Source organism: Mesorhizobium sp. PUT5 (assembly GCF_052216645.1).
In the GTDB taxonomy this organism is placed as follows: Bacteria; Pseudomonadota; Alphaproteobacteria; order Rhizobiales; family Rhizobiaceae; genus Mesorhizobium.
Window position 1 is genome coordinate 4,121,981 of sequence record NZ_JBQOSO010000003.1, and the last position, 17,853, is coordinate 4,139,833.

The window sequence follows — 17,853 nt, forward strand, 5'->3', positions numbered from 1 at the left end:
CATGCAAGGCATTCTCCACGAAGAACCCTCGATCTGGCAGTTCTTCTTCGTCACCTGCCTGCTGGGCGGCTGGGCGGCCTGGATGACGGGCCGGGCCTGCGCCCAGACCTGGCGGCCGCCGACCACCCTGTTTTTCTATCTGCTGGGGCTCGGCATCGGCGTGCGCTTCATCCATCACGCCCTGTTCAACGGCACGATGTTTTCGCTGCAATACTATGCGGTGGACACGATCGTGCTGATGGTGCTGGGCTTCCTCGGCTTCCAGTACACCCGCACCAGGCAGATGGTGACGCAGTACAACTGGCTCTACGAAAAGACGTCCCCGCTGAGCTGGAAACCGAAAAGCTGAGGCGGGCGGACGCGGCGCCGGAGTCGGAATCGGCGTGACAAGGTCCCGAAAATGGGCAAACTACGCCTTCTGCGAGATGGGTGGGCATCGCACGAAGGCAACCTCCGGCCCACTCGTAAATGGGAGTGTTCAATGAGAAAGTCACTTTTGTCGGCTGTGGCCCTGACGGCCATCCTGGCGTTCAGCGGTTCGGCCTGGGCCGACGTTCTGATGGGTGTGGGCGCCCCGATCACTGGTCCTAACGCCGCCTTCGGCGCGCAGTTGCAGAAGGGCGCGGAGCAGGCCGTGGCCGATATCAACGCGGCCGGCGGCATGAACGGCGAGCAGATCAAGCTCTCGATCGGCGACGACCAGTCCGACCCGAAGCAGGGCATTTCGGTGGCCAACAAGTTCGTCGCCGACGGCGTCAAGTTCGTGGTCGGCCACTTCAACTCGGGCGTGTCGATCCCGGCCTCCGAGGTCTATGCCGAGAACGGCATCCTGGAAGTGACGCCGGCCGCCACCAACCCGCAGTTCACCGATGCGGGCCTGTGGAACACCATCCGCGTCTGCGGTCGCGACGACCAGCAGGGCGACGTCGCCGGCGCCTACATCTCCGAGCATTTCAAGGACGCCAAGATCGCCGTCATCCATGACAAGACCCCCTATGGCCAGGGCCTCGCCGACGCCACCAAGAAGGCGCTGAACGACCATGGCATGAAGGAAGTCATGTATGAAGGCGTCAATGTCGGCGACAAGGACTTCTCGGCCCTCATCGCCAAGATGAAGGAAGCCGGCGTCACCCTGATCTACTGGGGCGGCCTGCACACCGAAGCCGGCCTCATCATCCGCCAGTCGGCCGACCAGGGCCTGAAGGCGCCGCTGTTCTCGGGCGACGGCATCGTGTCCAACGAACTGGCCTCCATCGCGGGCGACGCCGTTGCCGGCACCTACAACACCTTCGGCCCCGATCCGCGCAAGAACCCGGCCGCCAAGGAAGTGGTGGAGAAGTTCCGCGCCTCCGGCTTCGAGCCGGAAGCCTACACGCTCTACTCCTATGCGGCCACGCAGGTGATCGCGCAGGCGGCCGCCGCCGCCGGCACCAACGATCCGCAGGAAGTGGCCAAGGCCATCAAGGAAAAGGGTCCGTTCAAGACCGTTCTGGGCGAGCTTTCCTTCAACGAGAAGGGCGACCGCACCGACGCCGACTACGTCATCTACCAGTGGAAGAAGGGCGACGACGGCAAGTACAACTACTTCCAGATCGACTGATCCGGAGCGATACCGGAAAAGCGGGAACACGCTTCCCATCCGGAATCGTCTGCAAGCCGAAAGGCGCAGCGTCTTCGTGTTTCGGAGAAATGCGAAGACGCTCCGGCCGCCCCGGACAAACAGGAAAGCCGCGGAATTCCGCGGCTTTCGTGTTTTTGGCGCCCAGCGGCGGCGACGCCGGCAAGCCTGGTGGGCGGCGCGCGGTCGTCGTCACTCCCTGCGCTCGCCGCTCAGGCGATTGAAGAGTACGGCGACGATGATGAACGAGCCCACGAACGTGCCCTGCCAGAACGAGTCGACGCCGAGCAGGATGAGGCTGTTGCGGATGACCTCGATGAGCGCCGAGCCGATGACCGCCCCGAAAGCGCTGCCGACGCCGCCCATGAGGTTGGCGCCGCCGATGACGGCGCCGGCGATGACGCGCAATTCGTCGCCCGTGCCGAGGCCTGTCGTCACCGCGCCGAGCCAGCCGACCTCCAGCACGGCTGCAACGCCGCACATCAGCCCGGCGACCGCATAGACCGAGCACTTTATGCGCCGGACCGGAACGCCGGTCAGATTGGCGGCGTGCTCGTTGCCGCCGATGGCGTAGACATAGCGCCCCCAGCGCGTCCAGCGGAAGACGAATCCGAAGACCAGTGCCAGGACGATGAGCACGAGCACCGGATTGGCGACGCCGAAGGTCGAGCCGCCGCCGATCGCCAGCAGGGTCGAGCCGTCCGGGCCGAATTCGAAGATCGTGCGGTTCTGCGAGATCACCATGGCCAGGCTGCGGCCGATGCTGAGCATGCCGAGCGTCACCACGAAGGGCTGCATGCCGAGATAGGCAATGAAGAAGCCGTTGACCGCCCCGACGGCGACGGAGGTCAACAGGGCCATGCCCACGCCGGCCCAGATGGAATAGCCGGCATGCATGACGACGGACAGCACGATGCCGCTGACGCCGATGGTCGAGCCTACCGACAGGTCGATGCCGCCGGTGATGATGACCGCCATCATGCCCAGCGCCACGATCGCCACGAAGGCGAAGTTGCGCGTCACGTTGAAGAGGTTCTGCGAGGTCGCGAACGAGGTGGTGGCCAATGAAAGCCCGACGCAGGCGACCACGGTGGCCACCACCACCCAGAACACCTGGCTGGACAAAAGCGCCGACCATCGCGTGTGGCTCCGCTCGACCATGGCATCCGGCTTGACGAGAAGCATCGTTCGTTGTCCCTGGGTCACGCCGCCTCGATCGCTCCTGTGATCAACGCCGTGACTTCCTCGGGCGAGGAGGCCGCTATTTTCTTGTCCGCGACCTTGCGGCCCCGCCGCATCACGGCGATGCGGTCGGCGACGTCGAAGACGTCGGGCATGCGGTGGCTGACCAGGATGACGGCGATGCCCTGCTCGCGCAGCCGCTCGATCAGTTGCAGGACCTCCGCCACCTGCCGCACGCTGATGGCGGCCGTCGGCTCGTCCATCAGCACGATGCGCGCATTCGACAGCCGCGTGCGGGCGATCGCCACGGCCTGGCGCTGGCCGCCGGACATCTGGCGCACGAGATCGCGCGGCCGCGTCTCCGACTTCAGCTCGGCGAAAAGCTCGCGCGAGCGCTGGTACATGGCGTTGTAGTCGAGGATGCGGAGGGGCCAGACGCCCTTGCGCAATTCGCGCCCCAGATAGACATTGGCGGCCGCCGTCAGGTTGTCGCAAAGCGCAAGGTCCTGGTAGACGACCTCTATTCCGCTGTGGCGGGCATCCAGCGGGCGATGGAAATGCACCTGCCTGCCGTCCACGCGGATCTCGCCATGCGACGGCGGGAAATTGCCGGCGATGATCTTGACCAGCGTCGACTTGCCGGCGCCGTTGTCGCCCATCAGCCCCAGCACCTCTCCGGCCTGAAGCGACAGCGACACGTCATCCAGCGCCCTTATCGCGCCGAAATGCTTCGAGACGCCTTCAAGTTCCAGCACTGACAAGGTCGATCTCCTCCCGAGCCGAGCCCTTGTGCCGCCGCCGTTTGCCGGCCGAACCGTGAAAAGCTGCCATGTTCGCCAATCACGGTCAACGCATCCGGCAACCCCGCATCGGCTCTTTCGTGCGGGCGTGAAATCGCGCAGAGGGTGGCCCGCGGTCGATCTCTATATTAGATTACCCTGAAATTCATCAGCACAACGGAAGTAAACGTCGGCGGCGTCACCACACAGTATCTAGACATAATGATGCTGTTTCAATCGAACGCCGGATAAACATACTGTGAGCGTGATCGATCGCAATTGACACCAAAGGCCGATGGCCCGTTAAATCACGGCCATCTGCGCAATTGTCGACTTTCCCGATTGCGTGCTGAAAGGACGTTTCGACGCCTTCGGAAGGAAACTTGCAAATATAGCCCGATGTGAGCACCGGTCCGACAGGATCGGAATCTTCGCACCGTCATCACTCATGGGAGGAAAATCATGAAGAAATTCCTGTCAGGTGCCGCGGCTCTCGCTCTTCTGGCGCTGACCTGCGGCAGCGGCACGGCGGCGGACACGAAGACCCTGGCCCTTGTGGTCAAGGGACTCGATAATCCGTATTTCGACTTGATGCATCAAGGCTGCGAGCGCGCCAACAAGGAACTCCAGCCGAAGGGCTACGAGTGCTACTATACCGGCCCCGCGACGGCTGCCGACGAGAGCGCCGAAGTGCAGATCGTCGACGATCTGCTGACCAAGGGGGTGGCCGCGATCGCCATCTCGCCGTCCAACGCCCCGGCCATCGCGCAGGTCATCCGGCGGCGCAAGCCGACGATCCCGATCATCACTGCCGACGCGGACCTCCTGCAGCAGGACGCCGACCTGCGCAAGGCGTTCGTCGGCACCGACAACCGCGAACTGGGCGTGAAGCTTGCCCAGGAACTGAAGAAGCGCATGCCCAAGGGCGGCAAGATCTGCCTCATGCTCGGCAATCCCGCCGCCGCCAACATCAACGAACGCGCCGCCGGCACCCGCGACGAACTTTCCGGCAAGAAGGGGACCGAAAAGCTGACCGGACAGAATGGCTGGACCGAGATCAGTGGATGTCCGCTCTATTCGAACGACGATGCAGCCAAGGCAAACCAGATGATGGCCGACACGGTGACGGCCAACAGCGACCTCGACGCCTTCGTGCTGGAAGGCGGATGGCCGCTCTTCGCGCCGCAGGCCTATGCCCAGGTGATCGCCCCGATCAAGGACAAGATCGCCAGCGGAAAATTCGTCATCGTCTCGGCCGACACGCTGGCGCCGGAGATGCAGGCGCTGAAGGACCATCAGGTCAACGCGCTGGTCGGCCAGCGCCCCGAGCAGATGGGCTATGAGGCGGCCATGACCATGATGAAGCTGGCCGAAGGCCAGAAGGTCGACCCGGTGATCCATACCGGGCTCGACAGTTGCGACTGGGACAACGCCGCCACCTGCCTCGGCAAGTAGCGGTTCCGGCTCTCGGCCGATCCGATAGGAGCCGGGGCGGAAGCGATCCGCCCCGGCAGAGGAAAGCTACGCGGCGGTGTAGGCAGTCTTGACGACGGTGAAGAACTCGGCCGCGTACCTGCCCTGCTCGCGCGGGCCGTAGCTGGAACCCTTGCGCCCGCCGAACGGCACGTGGAAATCGACGCCCGCGGTCGGCAGGTTGACCATCACCATGCCGGCTTCCGCATTGCGCTTGAAATGCGTTGCGTGCTTCAGCGACTGGGTGATGATGCCGGCCGAAAGCCCGAACTCGGTGTCGTTGGCCACGGAAAGCGCCTCGTCGTAGTCCCTGACGCGGATGACGCTGGCCACCGGCCCGAAGATTTCCTCACGGCTGATGCGCATGTCGTTGGTCGCCTCGGTGAACAGCGTCGGCTGCAGGTAGAAGCCTTCCGTGTCCTTCTTCAGCAACTCTCCGCCGGCCACCAGCTTCGCGCCCTCGGCCTTGCCGATGGCGATGTAGTCGGTGTCCTGCTTCAACTGGCCGGCATCGACCACCGGGCCGATCTCGGTCGCCTTGTCGAGGGCGTGGCCGACCTTCAGGCTCTTCGTCTTCTGCGCCAGCGCCTCCACGAACTTGTCATGGATGCCTTCGGTGACGATGATGCGCGAGGAGGCCGTGCAGCGCTGGCCGGTCGAGAAGAAGGCCGACTGGGCGATGGTCGAGACCGCGACGTCCAGGTCCGCATCGTCCAGCACCACCACCGGGTTCTTGCCGCCCATCTCGAGCTGGAACTTGCGGTTGTGCTCGATCGAGGCGGCGGCGACCCGCTTGCCGGTGGCGACTGAGCCGGTGAACGAGATGGCGTTGACGTCCTTGCTGTCGAGCAGGGTCTGGCCGACGACGGAGCCCCTGCCCATGACCAGGTTCAGCACGCCCTTGGGCAGGCCGGCGCGCACGAGGATGTCGACGATAGCCCAGGTCGATCCCGGCACCAGGTCGGCCGGCTTGACGACCACCGTGTTGCCGTAGGCCAGCGCCGGGGCGATCTTCCAGGCCGGGATGGCGATGGGGAAGTTCCACGGGGTGATGATGCCGACCACGCCGACCGGCTCGCGCGTGATCTCCACGCCGACGCCGGGCCGCACGCTGGGCACAAGCTCGCCCGACAGGCGCAGCACCTCGCCGGCGAAGAAGTCGAAGATCTGGCCGGCGCGGGTGGCCTCGCCGATGCCCTCGGCCAGCGTCTTGCCCTCCTCGCGGCTCAGAAGCTCGCCCAGTTCGGCCTTGCGCGCCAGGATCTCGTCGGCGGCCTTGCGCAGGATGGCGTGCCGTTCCAGGATGCCGGAGCGCGACCACGCCGGAAACGCGGCCTTGGCCGCCGCGATCGCCTGAAGCGTGTCGGCGGCCGTGGCGCGGGCGTAGAGGCCGACTATGTCCGAAACGTCCGAGGGGTTGACGTTCTGCGACCCGTCCGAGCCGACCCACTCCCCGTCGATGAGGTTCTTGTGCAGCGTCGTCATTGCGGTCTCCTTTGCGGAATCGTGGTTTGCTGCACCGGCCCGTGCCGGCGCTTCGAAGGGGATGGGCGGCTGCCGTCCCGATTGATGACTCGTTGCAGGCCATACCTGCCCGCAGGCCGATCGACAACATCAAAGCCGTCGCACCGCCGTGGCGGAAGGGCCGGCCGGAACCCGCTTCCTGTCCGGGGTTTTTCCCGGGGCTGCCAGCGGCCTGCGGCTTACGATGCGCGCCTGAGGCCGCCGCGGCGCAGGTCGCGGGCCGTTTCCTCGCCGAACAGCGAGGCGAGCTGCTCGGTCATGGCGCCGGCAAGCTCCTCGGCGTCCACGATGGTGACCGCGCGGCGATAGTAGCGGGTGACGTCGTGGCCGATGCCGATGGCCAGAAGCTCCACCGGCGAGCGCGTCTCGACCAGGTCGATGACCGCGCGCAGGTGCCGCTCCAGATAGTTGCCCGGATTGACCGACAGCGTGGAGTCGTCGACCGGCGCGCCGTCCGAGATCATCATCAGGATCTTGCGCTGCTCGGGCCGCGCGATCAGGCGCTGGTGCGCCCACAACAGCGCCTCGCCGTCGATGTTTTCCTTCAGCAGCCCTTCGCGCATCATCAGGCCGAGATTGCGGCGGGCGCGGCGCCAGGGCATGTCGGCGCTCTTGTAGATGATGTGGCGCAGATCGTTGAGCCGGCCGGGATTGGGCGGCTTGCCGTCCTTCAGCCATTTCTCGCGCGCCTGCCCGCCCTTCCAGGCGCGGGTAGTGAAGCCGAGGATCTCGACCGAGACGCCGCAGCGTTCCAGCGTGCGCGCCAGAATGTCGGCGCAGGTGGCCGCCACCGTGATCGGACGGCCGCGCATGGAGCCCGAATTGTCGAGCACCAGGGTCACCACCGTATCGCGGAACTTGGTGTCGCGCTCCTGCTTGAACGACAGCGGCTGCATCGGGTCGATGATGACGCGCACCAGACGGGCCGGATCGAGATAGCCTTCCTCCAGATCGAAGTCCCAGGAGCGGTTCTGCTGCGCCATCAGGCGGCGCTGCAGGCGATTGGCCAGCCGGCCCACGACGCCCGAGAGATTGGCGAGCTGCTTGTCGAGGAAGGCGCGCAGCCGGTCCAGCTCCTCCTCCTCGCATAGGTCTTCGGCGCCGACCGTCTCGTCGAAGGCGGTGGTGTAGATCTTGTAGTCGACGTCCCTGGCCAGGTTGGCGAAGGGGTTGTCGTTGCGCTTGGCCTCGCCGGGCGTCTCGGCGTCGTCGGCCTCCTCGTCGGAAATGTCCTCGGAGGTGGCGTCTGCGGCTTCCGCCTCGGCCTGGGTCTGGTCGTCGTCGGAAGCCTCGGCGTCCTCGGGCTGGGCCTGGTCGGAGCCGGAATCGTCCTCGCCGCCGTCCTCGCTCTGCTCCTCGCCCTGCGGCTGGTTCTCCTCGTCTTCGGTCTCTTCGGTATCCTGGTCGTCGCCCAGTTCCTCGGCCATCTCCATGGAGGCCAGCATGTCGCGCACGACGCGGGCGAAGGCATTCTGGTCGGTCAGGTTCTCGGCCAGGTGCGACAGCCCCGCGCCGGCCTTCTCCTCGATGAAGGGGCGCCACAGCTCGACCAGCCTCTCGCCGCTCTTGGGCACCGGGCGGCCGGTCAGCTTCTCGCGCACGATCAGCGCCAGCGCCTCTTCCAGCGGGGCTTCCTCCTGCTCGCGCACCTCGGCCAGGTTGGCGCGGGCGTATTTGTCCTCCAGCATGGAGCCGATATTGTCGGCGATGCCGGCCATGGCGCGCGAGCCGATCGCCTCGACGCGGGCCTGCTCGACCGCATCGAACACGGCGCGCGCCTGCCGGCCCTCCGGCGCCAGCCGGGCGTGGATGCGCATGTCGTGGCAGGCGCGCTTCAGCGCCATGGAATCGCCGATGCCGCGCGAAACGGCCACGTCCGCCCTCGTCGCCTTCTTCGGCAGTTCGGGCAGGCGGGCGCGGCTGCCGGCCAGCGCCGGCTTGTCCTTGGCGAAGCCGACCTCCAGCTCCTTGTCGCCGGAGATGGCGCGCATGGCGACCGTCAGGGCGCGCTTGAAGCTGTCGGCTTCCGAGCCCGTCTTTTGCCTGTTGCGCGTGTTGTCGCCGGGACCTGCCATGATGCCTGCCTGTCAGCCGTCAGCGCGAGCGACCGTCCACCTGATGCGGCCGCAGCGCATCGAGGTCGACGCCGTCGAGGCAGCGCACGTTCACCGCGACCATGCTGGTGCCGTCCGGCTTCGTGCCGCGCGCGAAGGATTCCATCCCGCAGCCGGAGCAGAACAGGTGCTCGATGGTCCTGGAGTTGAAGCGGTATTCGCTCAGATCATGCGCCCCGCTCGCCAGCGCGAAGTTCTCGGCCGGCGTGAAGGCAAGGATGCTGCCCCGCTTGGCGCAGTAGGAGCAATTGCAGGTGATGGGGCTCGACAGGTCGACCTCGACGCTGAAACGAACCTTCCCGCAATGGCAGCCGCCCTGATAGCGCACGCTTTTCTCCTGTTCAGCCCAGCACCACGTTGACCGCGCTCTCGGGCAGATCCTCGCCGAAGGCGCGCTGGTAGAATTCGGCCACCAGCGGACGCTCCAGCTCGTCGCACTTGTTGAGGAAGGTCAGCCGGAAGGCCACGCCGACATCGCTGAAGATCTCGGCGTTCTCGGCCCAGGTGATGACCGTGCGCGGGCTCATGACGGTGGACAGGTCGCCGTTGATGAAGGCCTGCCGGGTCATGTCGGCCACCCGCACCATCCTGTTGACGATCTCCTTGCCCTTGGCGTCGCGATAGTGCTTGGCCTTGGCCAGAACGATGGCCACCTCGTTGTCGTGCGGCAGGTAGTTCAGCGTGGTGACGATGGACCAGCGGTCCATCTGCGCCTGGTTGATCTGCTGCGTGCCGTGATAGAGGCCGGTGGTGTCGCCCAGGCCCACCGTGTTGGCGGTGGCGAAAAGGCGGAACGCCGGGTGCGGGCGGATGACGCGGCTCTGGTCCAGCAGGGTGAGCCGGCCGGACGATTCCAGCACGCGCTGGATGACGAACATCACGTCCGGGCGGCCGGCGTCGTACTCGTCGAAGCAGAGCGCGACGTTGCGCTGGTACGCCCAGGGCAGGATGCCGTCGCGGAATTCGGTGACCTGCATGCCCTCCTTGACCACGATGGCGTCCTTGCCGACGAGGTCGATGCGGCTGACATGGCTGTCGAGGTTGACGCGCACGCAGGGCCAGTTGAGGCGCGCGGCCACCTGCTCGATATGGGTGGACTTGCCGGTGCCGTGATAGCCCGACACCATGACGCGGCGGTTGTAGGCAAAGCCGGCCAGGATCGCCATCGTCGTGTGCTGGTCGAACAGATAGTCCGGATCGATGTCCGGCACATGCTCGGTGGCCACGGAATAGGCGGGCACGACCATCTTCGACTCGAAGCCGAAGGTCTCCTTCACCGACACGGTCGTGTCGGGCAGATTGGCGATATCGCGTTCGACCTTGTTCATGCGTCTCAACGTCTCCGGGGCGAAGCGGAAGCCTCGCCTGCAATCGAATGTGTCCGGGGCGGTCTTTAAGACCTTTTCCAACCGGATGAAAGTTGGAAAAAAGCCCGGGTCATGGCCGGCTCAGCACAAACCGGCCTGCTTGAGCACCCGGTAGGCCTGCAGCACGTCGCGGAACCGGTCCTCCGAGCCCCTGTCGCCGCCATTGGCGTCGGGGTGGTGGCGCTTCACTAGTTCCTTATAGCGTGCCTTGATGTCCTGGCCAGTCGCCTTCGCGTCAAGGCCAAGCGTTTCCAGCGCCTTGGCCTCAAGGGGCTTGGCCTTGCGCTGGCGCGGCGCGGGCTGGTCGTCGCCGAACAGGTTGAAGGGGTCGCCCATGCTCCGGTAGTAGCCGGCCCGGCCCGACCGGTACTGGGCGAAGTCCGGCGAAGAGCGCGTGCTCGAGGCGGTGCCCATCTTCCAGGTCGGGCGGTGCCCGGTCAGCGCCTCCTTCTGGAAGCGGGCGATGTCGCCCTCGGCGAGGCCGGAGAAATAGTTGAAGCCCTTGTTGTATTCGCGCACGTGGTCGAAGCAGAAGCGGAAATATTCGCCTTCCTTCATGCGCCCCACCGGCGCGCGGTGCGTGCCGGGCTGGTTGCAGCCGTCCCACTGGCAGACCGGCGCGTGCGACTTCACCTCCGCGTCGGGGTCCGGGCGCACGCGGATTTTCTCGAAATATTTCGGATACGGCTTCATCGTGCCGATCTATGATCCTTTCGCCGGGGCGAAACAAGAATTGACATTTGCGAGGATGGCCCTAACCGCTGAATCGCGGTCCCCGAAGGCGCGCGGAGCTGCCCTTCCCGGGCCGCCGAAGGCAATGTGGTGAAGGAGCACGGCAATGTCCATACAGGCGGCGATGGAAAGCAAGCTGAAGCAGGCGTTCGCGCCCGAGCGGCTGGCGGTGCTCAACGAAAGCCATCTGCATGCCGGTCATCATCACGAGGAATCGGGCCATCATTCGACCTTCGACGGCACCGGCGAGACGCATTTCCGCGTGCGCATCGTTTCGGCCGCTTTCGCCGGCATGAGCCGGATCGAGCGCCACCGCGCCGTCAACGCCGTGCTGGCCGACGAGATCAAGGCGGGCGTCCATGCGCTCGCCGTCGAACCGGCGGCGCCCGGCGAGGCCACCCGCTGGTAGGCCGGCCCTAACCACGCTGGACGAGGAAACGGTGGCCGCCCGGCATCGGCGCCGTCTCGACCAGAAGGTGGCCGTCCTCGGCCACGAAGGCGGGAATGTCGATGACGGCAAGCGGATCGGTGGTTTCCAGCCACAGCCGGCTGCCGCAAGCCATGCCTTTCAGGCGCTTGCGCGCCTTGAGCACGGGAAGCGGACAATTAAGCCCCTTCAGATCGTAGATGCCGACAGGCTCGGGCACGGCGGGTGCGCTCAGCCGCCGAACATGCCGAGCAGGCGCTTCTTCAGCCGGGAGACCGTGCCCGTGGATTCGCTGCTAGCGGTCTGCGTGGCCTCGACATCGGCCGCGCCGGCGGCCGGCTGAACGGCCACCTCCTGCACGGGGTTCTGCGCGGCCTGCTTGGCGGCGAGCTTCTGGGCCGCCTCGGCTTCCTTCGCGGCCTTTGCGGCGGCGACCGCCGCGGCTTTCTCCTCCGCGGCCTTGCGCTTGGCCTCCTTCTCCGCGTCCAGCGCCGCCATCTTGCGCCCCGCCGGCGAATCGATGCGGCCCATGCGCGCCGTTTCGCTGACCGTGCCGTCCGCGTTCAGCGACGGCGGCTCGACCGAGACGCGCTCGCCGCGCGCCCGGCGGCGCGACCAGTCCGCGACGATATTGGCCTCCTTGATGCCGGCGATCGTCGGCTTGGCGGCCGGCACGCTGGCCTTCGTCGCGCTGGAGAAGGCGGCTTCATAGCTGGACTGATAGGCGCTGTAGGCCACTTTCAGCGAATCGGGCTGGGTGCTGGCCGGGCAGGCACCCGCAGGGCTGAAGGCCTGACCGTCGGCGGCGACCTGGTTGAAGACGTAGCGCTTCTCGCACACGTCGACCTTGGGCGGCACCTTGGTCAGCTCGAAATTGTCGTAGCCCACCTTCAGCATCTTCCAGAACTCGTAGTTCGGGTCGTTGCGGTAGCGCGCCATGTTGGCAGCCGTCATGCGGAAGGGAAACGCCTGGATCTGGAACTCGGTCTGGCCGCCCTGGAAGGCGTCGCGGCCGAAGGCGTAGATCTCCTCGATCTGCGGGTCATTCATCGAGTAGCAGCCCGACGACGAACAGGCGCCGTGCACCATCAGGTTCGATCCCGTGCGGCCGTTGACGCGGTCGTAGGCGTTGGGATAGCCGATGTTGAAGGCTAGGTGATAGTTCGAGCGCGGGTTCATCTGCGCCGGGCGCACGGTGTAGAACCCTTCGGGCGCCTGCCGGTCGCCCTCGGTGTATTTGGGGCCGAGCTTGCCCGACCATTTGCAGATCGGGTAGGTGGCGATGATGTCGTAGCGGCCGTTGGTCTTCTGCTTCCAGATCTCGACCGTGTTCTCTTCCTTGAAGATGCGCGCCATGATGGGCGCGTTCTTGTTCATGCCCTTGGCCCGCATCTGCGCGAGAACCTTCTCGGGCAACTGCCGGTTGGCATATTGCGGAGCGAAATCCGAGACCGAGGATTCGGAGCAGCCGGCGATGCCGAGGGCGGCGATCACGAATCCGGCGCGGGCAAGCTTGGCGAACATGATTGCAGCAGTCGTCTCTGTCTTTGCGCCGCACCCTTGCGAGGCGCGGACGCGATGCCGAACGTCCGGGACAGTAGGCTCGTTAACCTTGAAATTTCCTTACTGCAAGCGATGGCCCGTCGTCCCCGTACTGCCTTAGAGACGCAAGCGGCGGCAATTTTGTGGCGGAAATGCGCTCCCGCCACCTTACGGTTGCATCGGCCTCAGAGACTGCGGCCCATCGCCAGGTATTTTTCCCGGCGCTGCTCGCGGAAATCGACGTTGGAGACGGAAAAATCCTTCATCGTGCGGGCCAGCAGGTCGCCGGTGGCGGCGATCACCGTCTCCGGCGCGCGGTGGGCGCCGCCCAGCGGCTCGGGAATGATGGCGTCGATGATCTTCAGCTCCAGAAGGTCCTGCGCGGTGATCTTCATGCTGGTGGCCGCGTCCTTGGAGCGGGTGGTGTCGCGCCACAGGATGGAGGCGGCCCCCTCCGGCGAGATCACCGAATAGATGGCGTGCTCGAGCATGTAGACGCGATTGGCCGTGGCGATGGCGATGGCGCCGCCCGAGCCGCCCTCGCCGATGACGACCGAAATGGACGGCACCTTCAGCCCCAGGCATGCGGAGGTGGAGCGCGCGATCGCCTCGGCCTGGCCGCGCTCCTCGGCCTCCACGCCGGGAAAGGCGCCGGCGGTGTCGACCAGCGTCACCAGCGGGATCTTGAAGCGGTCGGCAAGCTCCATCACGCGCACCGCCTTGCGGTAGCCCTCCGGCTTCACCGAACCGAAATTGTGCTTGATGCGGCTGGCCGTGTCGGAGCCCTTCTCCTGGCCGATGACCGCCACCGGCTCGCCGCGGAAGCGGGCGAAGCCGGCGATGATCGCCTGGTCCTCGCCGAAGGCGCGGTCGCCGGCCAGCGGCGTGAAATCCTTGAACAGGTCCCTGACATAGTCGAGGCAATGCGGCCGGTCGGGGTGGCGCGCCACCTGCACCTTCTGCCAGGGTGTGAGCGCCTTGTAGGCTTCGCGAAGCGCGTCGCGGGAGCGCTTCTCCAGCCGCGCGATCTCGTCGCCCACATCCACCGACTCGCCGTTCTCGGCCAGCTTCTTCAGCTCGAGGATCTTGCCTTCGAGGTCGGCGACGGGCTTTTCGAAATCGAGGTAGTTGTACATGCGTGAACGGACCGATGCGCCGGAAGACTGGGACGGAAGGAACCTGGAAAAGCAGGGTCCGGGCGGTGAAACGTCGCCCTCACATAGCGATATGGCGGCTAGTCGGCAAGCGGATGGTGCTCGTTGACCAGCCGCACCAGCCTCTCCTCCAGCACATGGGTGTAGATCTGGGTGGTGGAAATGTCGGCATGGCCGAGCAGTTGCTGCACGGCGCGCAGGTCGGCGCCGTTCTGCAGCAGATGGCTGGCGAAGGCGTGGCGCAGCACGTGCGGCGAGATCCTCGCGGCCGCGATGCCGGCGCGCGCCGCCAGCCCCTTCAGCTCACGCGCGAAGACCTGTCGCGGCAGGTGGCCGCTATCCGAGCCGGCCGGAAACAGGAACGGGCTGCCGGCCAGCGCCGGCACCTTTTCGCGCGCTTCCAGCCATGCCTTCATGGCCGCCCGCGCCTTGGCCGAAAGCGGCACCATGCGCTCCTTATTGCCCTTGCCGCGCACCAGGAAGAAGCGGTCGTCGCGCTGCGCCACCGCCACCGGCAGGGCGACCAGTTCCGAAACGCGCAGGCCCGTGGCGTAGAGCACCTCGACCAGCGCATGGAGCCGCAGCGCCGCCAGCGCCTCGCCGCCGCCCTGCGCGGGATCGGCGGCTTCCAGCGCGGCGCGGTCGAGCAGACGGCCGGTTTCGGCCTCGCCCATGGTCTTGGGCAGCGGCCGCCCCTGCTTCGGGCTGTCCAGCGTGCCGGTGGGGTCGTCGCCCCGCAGGCCTTCCGCATACAGGAACCGGAAGAACTGCCGCAGCGCCGACAGCTTCCTGGCCTGCGAGGTCGGCGCGAAGCCGCGCGCGGCGATGCCGTCCAGATAGGCGCCTATGTCGGCGCTGCCCGCGCTCGCCAGGCCGCCCTTGATGGCGGCGGCGGCGTCCTCCAGGTCGCGGCGATAGCCGGCCAGCGTGTTTTCGGCCGCGCCCCGCTCGGCGCTCATCATCTCCAGGAAGGCTTCGATGCGGGCGGCGCTGCTCATTGCTTCGGCACGAGCTTGTCGGCGGGAATGCGCACCGACAGTTCCGCCTGCTTCGGCTGCACGAACATCACCAGCGCCAGCATGGTGCCGTAGGCGATGCCGGCCAGCACGGCCAGCGTCACGACGAAGCGGAACAGTGTCGGCATCGGCCCTTCGATGCGCCCGCGCGGCGCGTTGCGGAGTTCCGTGCCGTTATGGGACGGCGGCCCGGTCTTTTCAAGCGGCAGGTGGCCGCCATGCCGACGCGCCGGCGCTTGACGGCACCGGGCTTTTCATGTCGATACGCGGGCGATGAGTGAACAGGCTAACATCCTGCCGGGCGGCGGCGCTTCGGCCCTGCCGCGGCAGCTCGGCAACCGCTCCATCGTCTTCGTCGGGCTGATGGGCGCCGGCAAGACGGCGATCGGCCGCAAGGTCGCGGCCGCGCTCTCGCTGCCCTTCATCGACAGCGACCACGAGATCGAGGACGTGTCGCGCATGACGGTGCCGGAGCTGTTCGCGCGCTACGGCGAGACCGAGTTCCGCGCGCTGGAGCAGCGCGTCATCCTGCGCCTGCTGGAAAACGGGCCGCAGGTGCTGTCCACCGGCGGCGGCGCCTACATGAATGCGCAGACCCGCCAGGCCATCGCCGCGCACGGCGTATCGATATGGCTGAAGGCCGACCTCGACCTTCTCATGGACCGCGTCTCCAAGAAGCAGAACCGGCCGCTGCTCAGGAACGACGATCCGCGCGGCGTGCTGAAGCGGCTGATGGACGAGCGCTATCCCGTCTATGCGCAAGCCGACGTCACCGTGGTGACGCGCGACGAGCGCAAGGAAACCATCGCCGCCGAGGTGATCGAGGCGCTGTGCGCGCATCTCGGCCCGGTCGAAGCCGCCGCCGAAGGAGAGCCGCAGCCATGAGCGCACCGGTGAAGGTCGAAGTCGGGCTCGGCGAGCGCGCCTACGACATTTTGATCGGGCCGGGCCTTCTGGCGCGCGCCGGCGAGGAGATCGGCCGCCGCCTGCCCGGCGCACGCACGGCCGTCGTCACCGACGGGAACGTCGCGGCCGCGCATCTCGACACGCTGAAAGCCGGCCTGGAGGCGGGCGGCCTCGCCGCCACGGTGATAACGCTGCCGGCCGGCGAGAAGACCAAGAGCTTTGCCCATCTGCAGGAGGTGGTGGACGGCGTGCTGGCAGCCCGGCTGGAGCGGCGCGACGCGGTCATCGCGCTGGGCGGCGGCGTCATCGGCGACCTTGCCGGCTTTGCCGCCGGCATCGTGCGGCGCGGCATGCATTTCGTGCAGATGCCGACCTCGCTGCTGGCGCAGGTCGATTCCTCCGTCGGCGGCAAGACCGGCATCAACAGTCCGCGCGGGAAAAATCTCGTGGGCGTCTTCCACCAGCCGAGGCTGGTGCTGGCCGACACGGACGCGCTCGACACCCTTCCCGCCCGCGAGTTCCGCGCCGGCTATGCCGAGGTCGCCAAATACGGGCTGATCGACCGGCCGGACTTCTTCGCCTGGCTGGAGAAGAACTGGCAAGACGTGTTCGCGGGCGGGCCGGCGCGCACCGAGGCGATCGCGCAATCCTGCCGCGCCAAGGCCGATGTGGTGGCCCGCGACGAATTCGAACAGGGCGACCGCGCGCTGCTCAACCTCGGCCATACCTTCGGCCATGCGCTGGAGGCTGCGGTGCAATATGACGGCGCCCGCCTGGTCCACGGCGAGGGCGTGGCCATCGGCATGGCGCTGGCGCACCGCTTTTCCGCGCGCATGAACCTGGCCAGCCCCGACGATGCCGCGCGCGTCGAGGCGCATCTGAAGGCGGTCGGCCTGCCGTGGCGCCTGGCCGACGTTCCGGGCGACCTGCCGGGGGCGGAGGCGCTGCTCGACTACATCGCCCAGGACAAGAAGGTGTCGCGCGGCGCGCTCACCTTCATCCTCACCCACGGCATCGGAAAATCCTTCGTGGCCAGGGACGTGCCGGCTTCCGAGGTGCTGTCCTTCCTCAAGGAAAGCCTCCCGGGATGAACGCCGCGGGCTGGATCGTCGCCGGCGCGCTCGCCGCGCTGGGATTGCTGGCCATTGCCTTCCATGCACGCCTGGCCGCGACGCTGGGCTATGAGCGCCGGCCGCAGGCGCCGGGGCGCGACGACGCCGAGGTGGCCCGGCCCGGCCGCAACGGCCCGCCCGGGGACCGCAGCGCGCGGCGGCTGGATGCGCTGTTTGCGCTGACCGAACTGAACGAGCTGGAAGTGTCGGACGTGATGGTCCACCGCACCAATATGCGCTCGGTCAACGCCGACAACGCGCCCGAGGCTGTGGTGCACGAAATCCTGCAAAGCCCGCACACCCGCATGCCGCTGTGGAAGGGCTCGCTCGACAATATCGTCGGCGTGCTGCACGCCAAGGACCTGCTGCGCGCGCTGAACGAGGTCGGCAACGACTTCTCGCGCATCGACGTGATGAAGATCGCCTCCAAGCCGTGGTTCGTGCCCGACACCACCACCTTGCAGGACCAGCTCAACGCCTTCCTGCGCCGCAAGGCGCATTTCGCCGTCGTGGTCGACGAATATGGCGAGGTGGAAGGGCTGGTGACGCTGGAGGACATCATCGAGGAGATCGTCGGCGAGATCGCCGACGAGCACGACATCGACATGCAGGGCGTGAAGCAGGAGGCCGACGGCTCCGTGGTGGTCGACGGCACCGTGCCGATCCGCGACCTCAACCGCGCGCTGGACTGGCACCTGCCCGACGACGAGGCCACCACCATCGCCGGCCTCGTCATCCACGAGGCGCAGTCGATCCCGGAAGAGAAGCAGGCCTTCACCTTCCACGGCAAGCGCTTCATCGTCATGAAGCGCGACAAGAACCGCATCGCCCGGCTGCGCATCCGCCCCGCCGCGCCCGACGCCGCTTCGCCCGACGCCGACAAGGCGACCTGAGAACGGGCCGAGAC

General features: G+C 66.8%; 19 protein-coding genes. 7 read left to right on the forward strand and 12 right to left on the reverse strand.

Annotated elements, in window-relative coordinates; genetic code table 11:
• The first annotated feature begins 1 nt into the window (after position 1).
• Together ACTDI4_RS21635 and ACTDI4_RS21640 are read left to right on the forward strand one after the other, a co-directional pair.
• Entirely contained in the window at positions 2-349 is a 348-nt protein-coding gene (locus ACTDI4_RS21635) for a DUF6867 family protein (RefSeq protein WP_442843103.1), read from the forward strand.
• 132 nt (positions 350-481) lie between these two features.
• The gene (locus tag ACTDI4_RS21640; protein WP_442843104.1) at positions 482-1,600 is read left to right on the forward strand and encodes a branched-chain amino acid ABC transporter substrate-binding protein; all 1,119 of its coding nucleotides are present in this window, start codon (positions 482-484) and stop codon (positions 1,598-1,600) included.
• Positions 1,601-1,810: 210 nt separating this feature from the next.
• On the opposite strand, the gene ACTDI4_RS21645 is transcribed toward ACTDI4_RS21640, so the two are convergent.
• Complete coding sequence (locus ACTDI4_RS21645; protein ID WP_442843105.1) at positions 1,811-2,803, reverse strand: ABC transporter permease; 993 nt, start codon at positions 2,801-2,803, stop codon at positions 1,811-1,813.
• 17 nt (positions 2,804-2,820) lie between these two features.
• Complete coding sequence (locus tag ACTDI4_RS21650) at positions 2,821-3,561, reverse strand: ATP-binding cassette domain-containing protein (RefSeq protein ID WP_442843106.1); 741 nt, start codon at positions 3,559-3,561, stop codon at positions 2,821-2,823.
• A gap of 480 nt (positions 3,562-4,041) precedes the next feature.
• Between ACTDI4_RS21650 and ACTDI4_RS21655 the strand changes: the two genes are divergently transcribed.
• Positions 4,042-5,034, forward strand: coding sequence for a sugar-binding protein (locus tag ACTDI4_RS21655; protein WP_442843107.1), 993 nt, complete (start codon positions 4,042-4,044; stop codon positions 5,032-5,034).
• 66 nt (positions 5,035-5,100) lie between these two features.
• On the opposite strand, the gene ACTDI4_RS21660 is transcribed toward ACTDI4_RS21655, so the two are convergent.
• From ACTDI4_RS21660 to ACTDI4_RS21680, 5 genes are all read right to left on the reverse strand, one after another.
• On the reverse strand, positions 5,101-6,537 hold the full coding sequence (locus ACTDI4_RS21660) for an aldehyde dehydrogenase family protein (protein ID WP_442843108.1): 1,437 nt from the start codon (positions 6,535-6,537) through the stop codon (positions 5,101-5,103).
• 218 nt (positions 6,538-6,755) lie between these two features.
• Positions 6,756-8,651: a cobaltochelatase subunit CobT gene (cobT, locus tag ACTDI4_RS21665; protein WP_442843109.1), complete on the reverse strand. Its 1,896-nt coding sequence runs from the start codon at positions 8,649-8,651 to the stop codon at positions 6,756-6,758.
• A 19-nt stretch (positions 8,652-8,670) separates the two neighbouring features.
• Positions 8,671-9,018: a GFA family protein gene (locus ACTDI4_RS21670; protein WP_442843110.1), complete on the reverse strand. Its 348-nt coding sequence runs from the start codon at positions 9,016-9,018 to the stop codon at positions 8,671-8,673.
• A 13-nt stretch (positions 9,019-9,031) separates the two neighbouring features.
• Positions 9,032-10,018, reverse strand: a complete 987-nt coding sequence (gene cobS / locus ACTDI4_RS21675) for a cobaltochelatase subunit CobS (RefSeq protein WP_442843111.1) — start codon at positions 10,016-10,018, stop codon at positions 9,032-9,034.
• 120 nt (positions 10,019-10,138) lie between these two features.
• Positions 10,139-10,750 (reverse strand): DnaJ domain-containing protein, encoded by a 612-nt coding sequence (locus ACTDI4_RS21680; protein WP_442843112.1) that lies wholly within the window; start codon positions 10,748-10,750, stop codon positions 10,139-10,141.
• 145 nt (positions 10,751-10,895) lie between these two features.
• Between ACTDI4_RS21680 and ACTDI4_RS21685 the strand changes: the two genes are divergently transcribed.
• On the forward strand, positions 10,896-11,198 hold the full coding sequence (locus tag ACTDI4_RS21685; RefSeq protein WP_442843113.1) for a BolA family protein: 303 nt from the start codon (positions 10,896-10,898) through the stop codon (positions 11,196-11,198).
• Between the two features lie 7 nt (positions 11,199-11,205).
• Here the strand turns inward: ACTDI4_RS21685 and ACTDI4_RS21690 are convergent, their stop codons facing one another.
• The 5 genes from ACTDI4_RS21690 to ACTDI4_RS21710 all read right to left on the reverse strand — a co-directional run bounded on the left by ACTDI4_RS21690 (position 11,206) and on the right by ACTDI4_RS21710 (position 15,056).
• The gene (locus ACTDI4_RS21690) at positions 11,206-11,436 is read right to left on the reverse strand and encodes a sulfurtransferase TusA family protein (protein ID WP_442843114.1); all 231 of its coding nucleotides are present in this window, start codon (positions 11,434-11,436) and stop codon (positions 11,206-11,208) included.
• 11 nt (positions 11,437-11,447) lie between these two features.
• Positions 11,448-12,740, reverse strand: coding sequence for a L,D-transpeptidase family protein (locus tag ACTDI4_RS21695; RefSeq protein WP_442843115.1), 1,293 nt, complete (start codon positions 12,738-12,740; stop codon positions 11,448-11,450).
• A 203-nt stretch (positions 12,741-12,943) separates the two neighbouring features.
• Complete coding sequence (locus tag ACTDI4_RS21700) at positions 12,944-13,894, reverse strand: acetyl-CoA carboxylase carboxyltransferase subunit alpha (RefSeq protein WP_442843116.1); 951 nt, start codon at positions 13,892-13,894, stop codon at positions 12,944-12,946.
• 98 nt (positions 13,895-13,992) lie between these two features.
• Complete coding sequence (locus ACTDI4_RS21705) at positions 13,993-14,910, reverse strand: site-specific tyrosine recombinase XerD (protein ID WP_442843117.1); 918 nt, start codon at positions 14,908-14,910, stop codon at positions 13,993-13,995.
• Positions 14,907-15,056 carry a histidine kinase gene (locus ACTDI4_RS21710; RefSeq protein ID WP_442843118.1) on the reverse strand — a complete coding sequence of 50 codons (150 nt, stop codon included), beginning with the start codon at positions 15,054-15,056 and terminating at the stop codon, positions 14,907-14,909. The genes ACTDI4_RS21705 and ACTDI4_RS21710 overlap by 4 nt, the downstream gene beginning before the upstream one ends.
• Before the next feature lie 145 nt (positions 15,057-15,201).
• Between ACTDI4_RS21710 and ACTDI4_RS21715 the strand changes: the two genes are divergently transcribed.
• Genes ACTDI4_RS21715 through ACTDI4_RS21725 form a run of 3 tightly spaced genes read left to right on the forward strand, consistent with a single transcriptional unit; the run spans position 15,202 to position 17,839 of the window.
• A complete protein-coding gene (locus tag ACTDI4_RS21715) occupies positions 15,202-15,813 on the forward strand; it encodes a shikimate kinase (RefSeq protein WP_442843119.1) in 612 nt (203 codons plus the stop codon).
• Positions 15,810-16,925: a 3-dehydroquinate synthase gene (gene aroB, locus ACTDI4_RS21720; protein WP_442843120.1), complete on the forward strand. Its 1,116-nt coding sequence runs from the start codon at positions 15,810-15,812 to the stop codon at positions 16,923-16,925. The genes ACTDI4_RS21715 and aroB overlap by 4 nt, the downstream gene beginning before the upstream one ends.
• Positions 16,922-17,839 (forward strand): transporter associated domain-containing protein, encoded by a 918-nt coding sequence (locus ACTDI4_RS21725; protein WP_442843121.1) that lies wholly within the window; start codon positions 16,922-16,924, stop codon positions 17,837-17,839. The genes aroB and ACTDI4_RS21725 overlap by 4 nt, the downstream gene beginning before the upstream one ends.
• The last annotated feature ends 14 nt before the right edge of the window (positions 17,840-17,853 follow it).